We start from the raw sequence: 13,657 nt of genomic DNA on the forward strand, positions 1-13,657 counted from the left end.
AGGACTCAACGAAGCGCGATAGGGCTCACGGCACCATGCGCTTCAGCACCGACTTGCGATCAATCCACTGATGCTTCAGCGCACCGCCAATGTGCATGGCCAGCAGCGCATAGAGCGCGTAGCCGAGCCACGTATGCAACGCGCCGAACCGATCGTGCAAGCTCTCCTTGAGCGTCGGATCGAGGTTCATCACATAGCCGATACGCGGCCACGGAAACAGGTTGAACAGCCGCATGGGATGCGTGGCCGCGTCTTTCCACGCGGAATCGTGCAACCAGCCGGACAGCGGCAACGCGATCATCAGTAGATACAACAGGAAATGCGCGACATGGGCGGCAATTTTTTCCCACGACGGAAACTCGCGCGGCAACGGCGGCGGCTTGTGCGACACGCGCCACAAGATACGCATGAGCGCGAGACCCAGCACCGTGATACCGATCGACTTGTGCGTATCGACCACCGGACGCACCCAGTCGTCGGGCAGCGAATCGGCGCTCAGACCGAGCACCACGTTGCCGATCATCAGCAGCGCGATCAGCCAGTGCAGCGTCATCGCGGTGCGCGTGTAGCGGGCCGATACATCGTTCGAGTCAGACAGAGAATTGGCTTGGGTGTTCATCGTTGTGTTCCATTCGCGAGCGCAGTGCCGCGAAAGCTGTTTGAAATGCCGGCGATGCCGAAGCGATCAGGCGCCCGACTCAATTAACAAAACGCCTAAGTGTGGCCTTTTATTCCGCCACGCGCGTAAAGGTGTGTTTCAGATTATTTCGATGCGGCGTGACGGGGGCGAGACCGATGCGGTCAGCGCCGTGTGATCAGCGCGGTCGATTCGGTCCGCTTGTCGAAAAGGGGGCGATGTCGCACGCACGGAGTCGTCGGCCGCCATGATCCGCGGCGGCAAATGTCAGATTGTGCCTTTACTGCGTCGCGCGTGCCTGGCGCGGCGAGACCCGTAGGCGGCGCGCCGGGCGACGCGCATTCAGCGGGGCGACCTGCCGTGGGCAGATCGCCGGTCGTTGCTCAAGGCTTCACGAACCGATAATGCCCGACGCCCCACTCATTGCCGTTCGCGTAACCGAACAACTCCGCGACGGCCATATAGAACATGCGCCAGCGCTGCAACCACACGGCCGCGTCGCGCGCGCCGTAAGTGTCGACGAGCATCGGCATGACGCGCTCACGCGCGGCGTCGAGCGCGGCCAGCCAATGATTCGCCGTGCGCTCGTAGTGCGTGCCGCTGACCCACCATTGCCGCTCCATCCGCAGATGGTCCTGGAAGTTCAGCAGCAGCGCTTCGGACGGCATCGTGCCGCCGGTGAAGAAGTACTTCGACATCCAGTCGCTGCCGTCCTGCACCTGGAAGTGATACGCAAGCGTGCGATGCACGAAGATATGCACGAACAGTTTCGCTTCGGCATCGTCGCGCAGCCAGCGCGCGATTTTCGCGAGCAGCAGGCCGTAGTTTTTCATATGCTCGAACATCTCGATCGACACCACGCGGTCGAAGCCCTCGCCCAGTTGCGCCTGATCGAATTCGAAATCGACAACATTGCCCGTGACCACGGTGAGGTTCTGCAAACCCCTTTCCGCGGCGCGCGCTTCGATGAAAGCGCGTTGTCCGTGCGAGTTCGACAGCGCGACGATTTGCGCGTGCGGATAGCGCGCCGCCAGCCACAACGACAACGAACCCCACCCGCAGCCGAGGTCGAGAATCCGCTGACCGTCGGCGAGTTCCGCGCGTTCGGCATAGCGTTCGAGCATGGCGGCTTCGGCTTGCGCGAGCGTCTCGGTGCCGGTCGGATACAGGCAGCACGAATACTTCAGATGCGGTCCGAGATGCGCGTGGAAGAACGACGCGGGCACCTCGTAATGCTGCGTGTTGGCGGCTTGCGTTTCGATAGCGATCGGACTCGCGCGCAATTCGTCGAGCAGACGGTTGAGCCGCTGCGCACGCACCTCGCCGTTGTCGAGCGCTTCATCGCGCAGACGCTGCCGCATCAATTGGCGCATGCCGAAGCGGATCAGGCCGTCAGGCAGCCAGCCGCGCTCGCAACTGCGGATCAGCCAATCGTCGCCGGGTTCGGCAGGGGCGGACGGCGGGATGGTGTGGTCGGTGGTGGAAAGGCTCATGAGGCTAACTCCCATCATTCATGTATTTGTCGGGACGCGCACTTGCGCTTCGGTCGATATTTCAATGCCGCGGCGGCCACGGAATCAGCGCGCTGGTGGTACGCATGTACTCGGCATAACCCGGACGCCGTTTCGCCATGCTTTCTTCGAGCAACGGAATGCCGGACAGCTTGAGCAACAAAAACGCCATCAGCACCGGCGGCAGCAACGTGAACCAGGTCCACGGCGTCCCCACCGACAGCGCGATATACGCCAGCCAATGCACGCATTCGAAGAAGTAATTCGGATGCCGCGAATAGCGCCATAACCCGGCACGGCACACGGCGTCGCGATTGGCCGGATCGGCCTTGAAGCGTTTCAGCTGGCGGTCGGCCAGGGCCTCACCGATCACCGAGGCGATCCACAGCGCCACAGCCAGCAACATCCAGCCGATGGCCGGCGCTTGGGTCCGGTACGACGGCACCAGAAACGCGATCGACAGCAACATCGACACCACCACCTGCAACTGGAAGAACCAGAACATCTTGCTCGCGGCCTCATCGCCCCATTCCTCGCGAAAGCGGTGATAGCGCGCGTCTTCGGGCTGACCAAAATTGCGCCGCCACAGATGCGTGCCAAGCCGCACGCCCCACACCAGCCCGCCCAGCGCGGTGAGCGCACGCGTGAGCGGATCGCCATTGCCGAGCACGGCGTAAAGCACCGCGACGAGACCGAGCGAATACGCCCAGATCGGATCGATCATGCCGGCGTTGTCGGTCTTCAACTGCCACGCCCAGGCGGCGCTGAAGATCGCGACGAGGCCGATCAAGGCAATCACGGCGGCGGCAAGTGGCGGCATAAGGCGCTCATTCAGTAACGATGCGGGTTATACGCGGTGAAAACAGGATCGGATGCGGCAAGCGCGACGCAGGCGACCAACGTGAAGCGCTGACGCGCGAACGCGCCCGACGCCCTAGTTTTTATCGCCCGGCGAAGCAAAGCCCGCCTTGCCCAACTGATCCGGATGCTGCGGCACGCGCCTGAAACGCGACGTGTCGTAGCCCATCGCATCGAGACGGGCGAGCATCGACCGGTAGGTGTCGTCGCTCATATCGGGCTCGCGCGAAAAAATCCAGCCGAGGTTTTTGCCCGGATAACCGAGGATCGTGTAGCGATAGTCGGGATCCACGTACAGCGTGAGTTGCGCGACGTGAACCGGCCAGAAGATCTGCACGCTCCACTCGCCGCCCTCCTTGCCCGGCACCGGCGTGTCCAGAAACTGATAGTGCTTTTCCGGCGAGTCGAAGCTTTTCTTGCGCGCGTAGTACGAGTCGTCGATCTTGCCGTCCGGACGCAATTGCCATTCCGCACGGCTCGCCACCATGTCGCGCTCGGCAAAGTACGGAATGTTCGCGATGATGTACCAGCGGCCCATATAGCGCGGCAAATCGACCGGCACGGTGGTGAGCGGTTCACTCGCGCGCGGATTCGGATTGGGCGGATCGTTGGAACAGCCGGCGAGAGACAACAGCAGCACGGTCGCAACGGCGGCAGCGGAGAACAGGCGGCGCATGGCAAGGGCCTCGAACGTAGCGTCAATAAACGTATTACGTTCGACGGGGCCGGATGGATGCGCGCGCATTGGTACGTGAATCGGTTCGGCTGAATCGGCGTGGTGAGATGAACGCCCATAGCGGACTGAAAGCCACTAAATAATGCTACATTTCGCCCATTCCAGACTTTAGTGCTCGAATCGACCGAATGGACAACCTCAGCGGCATCGTCGCCTTCGTGCAAACGGCGGAGGCCTCCAGTTTCGTCGCCGCGTCGCAGCGGCTGGGCGTGTCGCCGTCCGCCGTCGGCAAAAGCGTGGCGCGACTCGAACAGCATCTCGGCGTGCGCTTGCTGCAACGAAGCACGCGTCGCGTCAGCCTGACCGACGACGGCGAACGCTTCTACGAGCGTTGCCGGCAAATCCTCGACGCGCTAAGCGAAGCCGAATCGATGATGCTGGAAGCCAACGCCGTGCCGCGCGGCCGGTTGCGCGTGAGCCTGCCGACCATCGGCTATCGCTTTCTGCTGCCGATCCTGCCGGCGTTCGCGGAGCGCTATCCGGAGATCGATCTCGAACTGGATTTCAACGACCGCATTGTCGACGTGATCGAAGGCGGTTTCGACGCGGCGATCCGCAGCGGCAACCTGGCCGATTCGCAATTGATGGCGAAGCGCCTCGGCCCGTTCCGCTTCGTGCTGTGCGCGTCACCCGGTTATCTGCAACGGCGCGGCGTGCCGCTCGCGCCTGCGGACCTCGCCGATCATGCATGCCTGCGGTTCCGCTTTCCGACTTCAGGCAAATTGCAGCCCTGGGCGTTTCGCGGGCAGCCGGAAGAAACGGCCGCGCGTTTTCCCACCGCGTTGACCTGCAACAACATGGAAGCGCTGCGGGCAGCCGCCGAAGTCGGTCTGGGCATTGGCTATATGCCCGATTTTCTGGCCCGCGACGCACTCCGCGCGGGGAGGCTGCAAAGCGTGCTCGACGATCACCTGTCGGACCCCGGGCAATTTTCGGTGCTCTGGCCGTCGAGCCGCCAACTCTCGCCGAAGCTGCGAGCGTTCGTGGACTTCCTGTCCGAACACGTATTCAGCGACGCATAACGCCGTCGATCAGTTCGCGCTATCGTGTCTCGTGTCTGGCACGCCCGCTGTTCCCATCCGATTGGGCCATCATGTCCCTCCGCTTTAACGCCGCTTTCACCGCCTTGCTCGCCGCCGCGCTGTTCGGCGCGACCACGCCGCTTGCCAAGGCGCTGCTCGGCGCGTTGTCGCCGTTTCTGCTGGCCGGGTTGTTTTATCTCGGCAGCGGCCTCGGTTTGGCCACCGTGATTCTGGCACGTCGCATCAAAGGCAAAGGCAGCGCCGCTGGACAATCCGCCGTTCTTCCCCCATTCCCCTTACGCGAAGCACCGTGGCTGGCCGGCGCGATTGTCGCCGGTGGCGTCGCGGGTCCCGCGCTGTTGATGCTCGGTCTGCAAACCACCCCAGCCGCCACCGGCTCGCTGCTGCTGAATCTCGAAGGCGTGTTCACCGCGCTGATCGCGTGGATCGTGTTCCGCGAAAACGTCGACGTGCAGGTGTTTCTCGGCATGGCCGCGATCGTCGCGGGCGGCGTGGCGTTGTCCTGGCAACCCGGCACGGTGGGTTTGCCGCCCGGCACGCTGCTGCTGGTCGGCGCGTGCGCATGCTGGGCAATCGACAATAACCTCACGCGCAAAGTGTCCACGCACGACGCCATGTTCATCGCCTGCCTGAAAGGACTCGTGGCCGGTTCGGTCAACGTGGCGCTCGCCCTCGCCCTCGGCGCATCATGGCCGACGGGTGCGACCGTCGGGTTGGCGATGCTGACGGGTTTTGCCGGCTACGGCGTCAGTCTCGTGCTGTTCGTCGTCGCGCTGCGCCATCTCGGCAGCGCGCGAACCGGCGCTTATTTCTCGGTCGCACCGCTGTTCGGCGTGACGCTGTCATGGTTGCTGTGGCCCGAGTTGCCGCCACCGCTGTTCTGGGTCGCCGCCGCGTTGATGGCGCTCGGCGTGTGGCTGCACATCCGCGAACGGCATGAGCATCCGCATACGCATGCACCGCTCGATCACACGCATCGCCACCGGCACGACGCGCATCATCAGCACGAGCACGACTTCGCATGGGACGGCGAAGAGCCCCACACCCATCCGCATGAACATGCGCCGCTCACGCATGTTCATGCACACTTTCCTGACATACATCATCGTCATTCGCATTGATTTTCGGCGTCGCCGCGCTGCGCGGCGACTTGCTGCACCGCAAGACAAAAATCTCTGTGAAACAGTGTGTGCGATAGACCGATTCAATTGGCATCGGCGCGGATCGCATCCTCTAATGAAACTCCTGTTGTCCGTGCCCGCTGTCCAACCCGCCTCCCCGGAGAGTTTCATGTCCCAACCCGAGCCAAATATCGATGAAGTCGTGAGAAGCATCGCAGAGGAGACCGACACTCCCACGGAAACAGTGTCGAAGATGTACGAAGACACCTTGGCCACTTACCGTCACGAAGCGCGCGTATTCGATTACGTGCCGCTGTTCGCAGCGAAAAAAGTGCGCAACCAGCTTCGCCATAACCCGCATCGCAAACACTGACACGGCGCGCGCGGAGACCACCGCCTGCCGGGTTTTGCGTCGTGTCGATCAGTCCGCTCGCGCGCCGATCCGCACGAACCCTTACCGATTATTTTCTTTCCGCTGCTAGACTCTGTGCCGGAACCATCGACTCGGGGGAGTGGGCATGCGGGTGACAATCGTAGGAGCGGGCATTGCCGGGTTAAGCACGGCGTGGTCGCTCGCGAAACTGGGACACGACATCACATTGATCGAGCAAGGCTCGATTCCAAATCCACTGGCCGCTTCGGGCGACCGGACCCGAATGATTCGCCGCGCCTATGGCGACGCCGACGGCTATGCGCGCACCATGGCCGAAGCATTCGATAGTTGGGATCTGCTGTGGAATGATCTCGGCGTGTCCCACTATGCGAATTGCGGCGTGCTCGGCATTTCGCAATTCGCCGGCGACGACGCCGAGCAATTTCGCGTCGGCCTCGACCGTATGCAATTCGAGTACGAACAACTCGCGCCGCAAGAAGCGGCAGAGCGCTATCCCTTTCTCGACCCCGCCACGTTTCGCTACGCGTATCTCGATCAGGACGGCGGTGCGCTCTTCAGCGAGCGCATTGCGCGCGACATGAAAGCGTGGCTCAAGATGCGCGGCGCCGATATCCGTACTCATACGAAAGTCCTCTCGGTCGACCCGCACACCGCTTGCGTGCGTATCGACGACGACAACATCGTGCGCGCCGACCGCCTCGTGATTACCGCGGGCGCATGGACGTTGCAACTGTTCCCCGCGCTGGCCGAAACCTTGATGACGTTCCGCAACGTGGTCGCCTACATGGAGCCGCCCGCGGATCTCGAAGAGGCGTGGGCGAATGCACCGGCAATCGTCGACATCGGCGGATCGAGCGGCGGTTATGCCCTGCCGCCGCTCGACGGCATTGGTCTGAAGTTTGGTGCGGGCATTCACAAGGTCCACGCGCTCGACCCCGACGCCGACCGCATCGCGACACACGGTGAAGGCAACAGTGTGCGCCGGCTGTTTGCGCCGCCGTTCAGCCGCATTGGCGATTACACGGTTTCCGAAGTCAAAACCTGCATTTACACCTTCACTGCCGACAGCCGTTTCTTCTCGAAGCATATCGGCAACACGCTGGTGGTGTCCGCGTGCTCGGGGCACGGTTATAAATTCGGCGCGGCGATAGGCCGGCGCGTCGCCCAGGCGCTCGATACGGACGACGACGCAATGCTCGCGCGCTGGCTCAGAGCCGAGGCCGCCTGAACGGCTTTCGGCGTGACGGAACCCGCTGTGACGACGCGAAATGCCTAACGTGTCGTCACAACAACCCACGCACCACCGCAGCGAGCCGCGCCACCAGCGCATCCGCCTCCTGCGGTTTCACGCCCGCGTAGCCGAGCATGAAGCCGTTGTAATGCTCAGCGTCCCGCTCCGGATGCTGACAGAACGCGCTCAACGCGGCGATATGCAAACCGTGCTCGCGCGTCGCGGCACTCACGTCCTGATCGTGCAACGGCGCGTCGAGCCGCACCGTCAGATGCATGCCGCCGCCGTCGGACGACACCGTCACCAGATCGCCCATATGGCGCTCGATCGCTGCTACCAGCGCGCTGCGGCGTTGCTGATAAAGACGCCGCATGCGCCGCAAATGCCGCGCATATTTCCCGCTATCGATAAAGTCGGCCAACGCAATCTGTTCGGCCACGCGCCCCTGCCGCGCGATCTCGCTGAGCGTGTCGTCGACCTGCGTCACGAGATGCGCGGGCACAACCATGAAACCCATGCGCAGCGCCGGAAACATCGTCTTGCTGAAGGTGCCGAGGTAGATCACCGGCGCGTGCTCGACGAGCCCTTGAATCGACGGTAGCGGCGGACCGCTGTGACGCAGTTCGCTGTCGTAGTCGTCTTCGATGATCCACGCGCCGCGCGCCACGGCGTTATCGATGATCGACCAGCGCCGCTCCAGGCTCAGCACGCTGCCGAGCGGATACTGATGCGACGGCGTGAGATACAGCAAGCGCGGCGGCGTCTGTTGCCAATCATCGGCGGTCGGCGCCATGCCGGCGGCGTCGACGGGAATCGGCACCAGTTGCAAACCCGCAGCCTGAAACGCGGCTTTCGCGCCGTGATAGCCGGGGTCCTCGACCCACACGCTATCGCCGGCATCGGCGAACATGCAGGCGCAGAGATCGAGACTCGCCTGCGTGCCCGCGGTGATGAACACCTGCTCCGCGGAACAGCGCACACCGCGCGACACGCGTACATATTCGGCAATCGCACGGCGCAGCGCGGGATGGCCCGAGTTGTGGCCATATCCCAGTTCGCCGGACGGGACCGCACGCCATGCGCGCTCCATCGACGCTCGCCATTGCGCGAGCGGGAATTCGTCGAGCGCGGGCACGCCTGGGCGGAACGGTGTGGGGTCGTCGGGACTGGTGCGTTCGCGCGGCAGATCCGTGACGCGCCGCGATAGCCCACTGCCGGACGACTGCAGCCGTCCTACTGCCTTGGAAGCGGCACTATCCGCGCCACTCACCATGCTGACGATCGAACCGTGCCGGCTCGCGGCAATAAAGCCTTCTTCGGTCAGCCGTTCGTACGCGTACAACACCGAGTTACGCGCAATGCCCAATTGCTCGGCCAGCGCACGGCTCGCGAGCAGACGGCTACCGTGGCGAATCGCGCCGTCGAGAATCGCGCGGCGCAGGCTTTCGTAAAGCAGATCCTGTTGCGTGAGCTTGCGCCCACCCAACGTTCGCTCGACGTTCGACATCAACAGACCGTAGTCCAAATCGTGGCTCCAAATTTTTCTCTTCTTGTGGAGCTAACAATGGTGCCACAAATTTCTTATGCTGATGGTTCGGGCGCTGCCGCCACGCTGTAAGCCTCTACGCCTTTACGCCAGAAGAAGGGACCACGATGATGAATACGCAGACACGAGAAACCGCAACCCTGCGCGCCAGTTACGGCGCCTCGGCAACGTGCTGCGTAGCGCTGGCGTGCGCCGCATGCATTTATGGCGCGTTCGATCCTGCCACGACCGCGCGCGCGAATCTGGACGCCTGCTTGCACGAACGTCTCGCGCTGCACGGCGACGCAGCGGACGCGGCTGCGTCGGGCGCCGTTGCGCAAGTTGCACGAGTGGCTAGCCGTGACGAACGCGAGCAGGCGCTCAGCGCGGCGCTCTACGCCTGTTCGACTCAACCTTAGCGTCGTCCCGGCGGCCTGCCCGCAAGACGTCATCCACTCACGAGGAACTTAAACCCATGTCCGACCCGATCCAGATTCGCCCCGCCGCGCCCGCCGACTTCGACGCCTGGCTGCCGCTATGGGACGCCTACAACGCGTTCTACGGCCGCTCGGGCGAAACGGCCCTGCCGCGCGAGATCACGCGCATCACCTGGGCGCGTTTCTTCGATGCCTACGAGCCGATGCACGCCATGGTCGCCGAACGCAACGGCCAACTGCTCGGCATCGTGCATTTCCTGTATCACCGCCATACGACGATGGCCGCGCCCACCTGCTATCTGCAAGACCTCTACACGCTCGACACCGAGCGCGGCAAGGGCGTGGGCCGCGCGCTGATCGAAGGCGTGTATGCGCGAGCCCGGGCGGATGGTCTGGAGCGCGTCTACTGGCAAACCCACGAAACCAATCAGACCGCGATGAAACTCTACGATCAGGTCGCGGATCACTCAGGCTTCGTGGTGTATCGCAAGGCGTTATAACGCCGCAGGTTTTCGATTCCCGCCCCGCCGGCGGACCGTGCCGCTCAAGTTTTACGTGCGGCTTGCCGTTATCGCCATTGGACGGAGCTACTCGCGGCTCCCGCGCGGTTGATCCGCGGCAACTTGGGCGATCTCCTCATGGAGGGGCGCGAAACGGAATCGGAAACTGACCATGCCTTCGATCATCGGCATCGATCTTGGAACCACGCATAGTCTCGCGGCGGTCTGGCGCGACAATCAGGCTGTCCTCATCCCGAATGCCTTGGGTGAGACGCTCACGCCTTCGTGCGTTTCGATCGACGACGACGGCTCGATCCTTATCGGCCGCCCCGCTCATGACCGTCTGCATACGCATCCCGAGCGTACCGCCGCGAACTTCAAGCGCTACATGGGCACGAACCGCAGCGTGCCGCTCGACACGCAAACCCTGCGTCCCGAGGAACTGTCCTCGCTGGTGCTCAAAGCGCTGAAGGCGGACGCCGAAGCCTTTCTCGGCGAAACGGTCCACGACGCGGTGATCGCCGTGCCCGCCTATTTCAGCGACGCGCAACGCAAAGCCACGCGCATTGCCGGCGAACTGGCCGGGCTCAAGGTGCGACGGCTCGTCAACGAACCGACCGCGGCGTCGCTCGCGTATGGCGTGCATCAGCGCGATAGCGAACGCAAGTTCCTGATCTTCGATCTGGGCGGCGGCACGTTCGACGTGTCGGTGCTCGACTTCTTCGAAGGCGTGATGGAAGTGCGCGCCAGCACCGGAGACAATTTTCTGGGCGGCGAGGACTTCACCGAGGCGTTGGTCGAGCTGTTCTGCCAGCGCAATAGCCTGAAACTCAACGCGCTCTCGCCGATCGCCGCGCAACGTCTGCATCAGCAGGCCGAGCGCGCGAAACGGCAGCTCACGCAGCACGGCGCCGATAGCGTCACGCTCAAGCTCGCAGTCAACGACCGCGACGCCACGCTCGAACTCGACACAGCCGCCGCCGAACGTGCCTGCGAGCATTTGTTGCAACGGCTGCGCAAGCCGGTGGAACGGGCGTTGCGCGATTCGAAGATCGCCGTCGACGCGCTCGACGAAATCATCCTCGTCGGCGGCGCGTCGCGCATGCCGATGGTCCGCAAGCTGGTCTCGAAGATGTTCGGCCGCCTGCCCGCCGGGCACCTGAATCCCGATGAAGTCGTGGCGCTCGGCGCCGCCGTGCAGGCGGGTCTCGTCACGCGCGATGCAGGGCTCGAGGAAATGGTGCTGACCGATGTCGCGCCGTATAGCCTCGGCATCGATACCGCCATCCAGCTCGCGCAGGACCAGATCGTGCCGGGGCATTTCCTGCCGATCATCGAGCGCAATACGATCGTGCCGGTGAGCCGCATGCAGCGGATTTTCACGGTGCGCGACCGTCAGCAGAGGCTCAGCATCAAGGTGTTTCAGGGCGAAGCGCGTCTGACCCGGGACAACGTGCCGCTCGGCGAATTCGCGCTCGACGTGCCGCTAAAACCGGCAGGCGAAGCGGGCGCGGATGTGCGCTTCACTTACGACGTCAACGGTGTGCTGGAAGTGGAAGCCACCGCCTTTCCCGGCGGCGAAAAGCGCGCGATGGTGATTGAAGAAAACCCCGGCGTGATGACGCCGGAAGAAATCCGCGAGCGGCTCGTTGCGCTGAGCGCGTTGAAAATTCATCCGCGCGATCAACTCGAAAATCGCACACTGTTGACGCGTGCCGATCGTGTCTATGAAGAAACGCTCGGGGACCATCGGCAGTATCTGGCCGCGCATATCGCGCGTTTTCAGGCGTTGATCGAACGGCAGCACGCCGATGAAATCGCCCTTGCGCGCAGCGACCTGAGCGCGCTGCTGGATCGCTTCGACGTGCATGTGACTTACTGATCGGCCATGACTACGAGTTCTGACAACACCTGGCCGTGGGACGCGCTCGGCATCGAATCGAATGCGGATGAGCGCGCGGTGCGCCGTGCTTACGCGAAGCTGCTGAAACAACAGCGGCCGGATGAGGATACCGACGCGTTTCAGCGTCTGCGGTATGCGTATGAGTCGGCATTGCAGATAGTGAACGGCAAGGCGTTTTCGGCAATGCCGGCGACGGTGTCGACGATGTCGATGCCCACGCCCGCGGTGCAAACCGTCCGCGAACCCGATGCGTTCGACAGCGCGGTGCAGCTCTGGCAAGACTTCGTCGCGCAACCCGATCAACTCGCGTCGCGCCGTTCATTGGAGACGCTGTTCGGCTCCATCGTCAACATTCCGACGCGCGAAGAACTCGAATGGCAAGCGCTGTGTCACTGTCTGAACGAGGACACACCGGCCGAACTGCGTATGAATCTGAACGCCGTGCTCGGGTGGCGGGACAACACCGCGCATCTGCGCCGGCGCAACGCGCCCATTGCGAATCTCGCGCTGGACCGCGTATTCGCCGACGAGGACTACAACGCGCTGCGTTTGCGCTTCATGAACGCGATGGCGCTGCTCGAAGCGCCGGCGCCATCCATCGCAACCGGCGCGAGAGCGTTGCTGCGTGCCGGCGTGCGCACGGAGATGGAGCAGTTGTTGACCGCACTGGGCCACTACCATCCGAGCGTGGTGCGTCTGCGATTGGATCGCGAGAAGGTCGAGTTCTGGGGCAGTTGCCTGAAATTCCGCGTCGGCGTGGGCCGCCTGCTGGGTCCGGCGCTCGCGTTGAATGCGTGGTGCGGCGTGCTGTTCGCCACCGCCTCGCTGAATCCCGCGAGCGATCGATTGTTCGATCAATGGGCGGCGCCGCAACTCGCCATTCTTCTGTCGACGCTGATGCTCGCGCTGGTCACCCTCGCCGCGACAAGCGTGCTGCTTTCGGAACCGCAGCAACAGCGGTTGCGCGCATTGCGTTCCGTCGGTTGGCTGCGTTATGGCTGGATTCCTGCGTGGCTAGGCGCCACCGCCGCGGCGTTGTGCGAAGACGGCAATGGCCGTTCCACCTCGATTGCGATGATCACGCTTGGCGTCTGCACAATCTGGGCGACGCTGATCCACGGCTGGCCGTCTATCAAGCGGTTGGCGATTCTGGCTGTCGCCAACGCCAGCGCGCTCGGCTTCGTGGGCCACTGGATCGCTACCGACCCGCGTGCATGGCCGATGCCGTTTGCCCATGGCGTGCTGTTCGCGTTCTTCCTCTCGTTCGCGCAAGCCGAGTGGCGCGATTGGCTCGCGCGCCGGCCGCGTTTGTCGTGGGCTTGTCTGCCGATCTGGTTTGCGGGCTTCGTCGCGTTGATCGTGCTGCTGTTGCAGCGTGAAGAGCGCTCGCAACAGTTCGCGTGGGCGCTCTTTGCGGTGATGTCGGCGGCGGGGGGGGTGCTGGAGGCGACGCGCTGGAAGGAAATGCGTACGGCGGTGCCGGCGTTTTTTCGCGGTTATGTGAATATGTTCTGGATGGTGTTGGCTGTCGTGAAACCGGACATCGTTGCTTGTGTGGGCGCGGGGTTGATGAGTATCTGGATCATCGAGGGTGTCAGGCGGCGGCGTGGGTTAGCCGGCAACCAGCAAGAATAGTCGGCCATGGCGACATGGTTGCCGCGCGGCGGTCTTATCCAGCAGTCGCTTTCCACCATAGATACGCGCCGGCCGAACCCACCAATAGGGCAGTAGCCGTATAGAAGACGGCTGGCTTTCTCAGCA

The 13,657-nt window shown here is 63.3% G+C and carries 13 protein-coding genes; 8 read left to right on the plus strand and 5 right to left on the minus strand.

Translation table 11 applies throughout. From position 1 onward, the window contains the following. Window positions 1-25 precede the first annotated feature (25 nt). The 4 genes from HWY05_RS35815 to HWY05_RS35830 form a co-directional block, all read right to left on the minus strand. On the minus strand, window positions 26-619 hold the full coding sequence (locus tag HWY05_RS35815) for a cytochrome b (RefSeq protein ID WP_176061277.1): 594 nt from the start codon (window positions 617-619) through the stop codon (window positions 26-28). A 401-nt stretch (window positions 620-1,020) separates the two neighbouring features. Beyond that, on the minus strand, window positions 1,021-2,130 hold the full coding sequence (locus tag HWY05_RS35820) for a cyclopropane-fatty-acyl-phospholipid synthase family protein (protein WP_035560409.1): 1,110 nt from the start codon (window positions 2,128-2,130) through the stop codon (window positions 1,021-1,023). A 61-nt stretch (window positions 2,131-2,191) separates the two neighbouring features. Next, window positions 2,192-2,968, minus strand: coding sequence for a DUF1295 domain-containing protein (locus HWY05_RS35825; protein WP_176061278.1), 777 nt, complete (start codon window positions 2,966-2,968; stop codon window positions 2,192-2,194). A gap of 114 nt (window positions 2,969-3,082) precedes the next feature. Next, the gene (locus HWY05_RS35830) at window positions 3,083-3,682 is read right to left on the minus strand and encodes a lipocalin family protein (RefSeq protein ID WP_176061279.1); all 600 of its coding nucleotides are present in this window, start codon (window positions 3,680-3,682) and stop codon (window positions 3,083-3,085) included. A gap of 188 nt (window positions 3,683-3,870) precedes the next feature. On the opposite strand from HWY05_RS35830, the gene HWY05_RS35835 reads away from it, so the two are divergent. From HWY05_RS35835 to HWY05_RS35850, 4 genes are all read left to right on the plus strand, one after another. Beyond that, window positions 3,871-4,764 (plus strand): LysR family transcriptional regulator, encoded by an 894-nt coding sequence (locus HWY05_RS35835; RefSeq protein WP_176061280.1) that lies wholly within the window; start codon window positions 3,871-3,873, stop codon window positions 4,762-4,764. Window positions 4,765-4,835: 71 nt separating this feature from the next. Then, entirely contained in the window at window positions 4,836-5,906 is a 1,071-nt protein-coding gene (locus tag HWY05_RS35840; protein WP_176061281.1) for a DMT family transporter, read from the plus strand. A gap of 169 nt (window positions 5,907-6,075) precedes the next feature. Then, window positions 6,076-6,279: a DUF3562 domain-containing protein gene (locus HWY05_RS35845; RefSeq protein WP_035560421.1), complete on the plus strand. Its 204-nt coding sequence runs from the start codon at window positions 6,076-6,078 to the stop codon at window positions 6,277-6,279. A 145-nt stretch (window positions 6,280-6,424) separates the two neighbouring features. Next, window positions 6,425-7,528 (plus strand): FAD-dependent oxidoreductase, encoded by a 1,104-nt coding sequence (locus HWY05_RS35850; RefSeq protein ID WP_176061282.1) that lies wholly within the window; start codon window positions 6,425-6,427, stop codon window positions 7,526-7,528. Between the two features lie 55 nt (window positions 7,529-7,583). On the opposite strand, the gene HWY05_RS35855 is transcribed toward HWY05_RS35850, so the two are convergent. Next, the gene (locus tag HWY05_RS35855; protein WP_176061283.1) at window positions 7,584-9,056 is read right to left on the minus strand and encodes a PLP-dependent aminotransferase family protein; all 1,473 of its coding nucleotides are present in this window, start codon (window positions 9,054-9,056) and stop codon (window positions 7,584-7,586) included. 128 nt (window positions 9,057-9,184) lie between these two features. On the opposite strand from HWY05_RS35855, the gene HWY05_RS35860 reads away from it, so the two are divergent. From HWY05_RS35860 to HWY05_RS35875, 4 genes are all read left to right on the plus strand, one after another. Further along, a complete protein-coding gene (locus HWY05_RS35860) occupies window positions 9,185-9,475 on the plus strand; it encodes a hypothetical protein (protein WP_176061284.1) in 291 nt (96 codons plus the stop codon). A 56-nt stretch (window positions 9,476-9,531) separates the two neighbouring features. Next, window positions 9,532-9,993 carry a GNAT family N-acetyltransferase gene (locus HWY05_RS35865; RefSeq protein ID WP_176061285.1) on the plus strand — a complete coding sequence of 154 codons (462 nt, stop codon included), beginning with the start codon at window positions 9,532-9,534 and terminating at the stop codon, window positions 9,991-9,993. Window positions 9,994-10,165: 172 nt separating this feature from the next. Continuing rightward, the gene (locus HWY05_RS35870) at window positions 10,166-11,875 is read left to right on the plus strand and encodes a molecular chaperone HscC (protein WP_176061286.1); all 1,710 of its coding nucleotides are present in this window, start codon (window positions 10,166-10,168) and stop codon (window positions 11,873-11,875) included. A gap of 6 nt (window positions 11,876-11,881) precedes the next feature. Further along, window positions 11,882-13,531 carry a J domain-containing protein gene (locus HWY05_RS35875; RefSeq protein WP_176061287.1) on the plus strand — a complete coding sequence of 550 codons (1,650 nt, stop codon included), beginning with the start codon at window positions 11,882-11,884 and terminating at the stop codon, window positions 13,529-13,531. Window positions 13,532-13,657 lie beyond the last annotated feature (126 nt).

The organism is Paraburkholderia sp. BCC1876 (assembly GCF_902833695.1).
Lineage (GTDB): Bacteria > Pseudomonadota > Gammaproteobacteria > Burkholderiales > Burkholderiaceae > Paraburkholderia.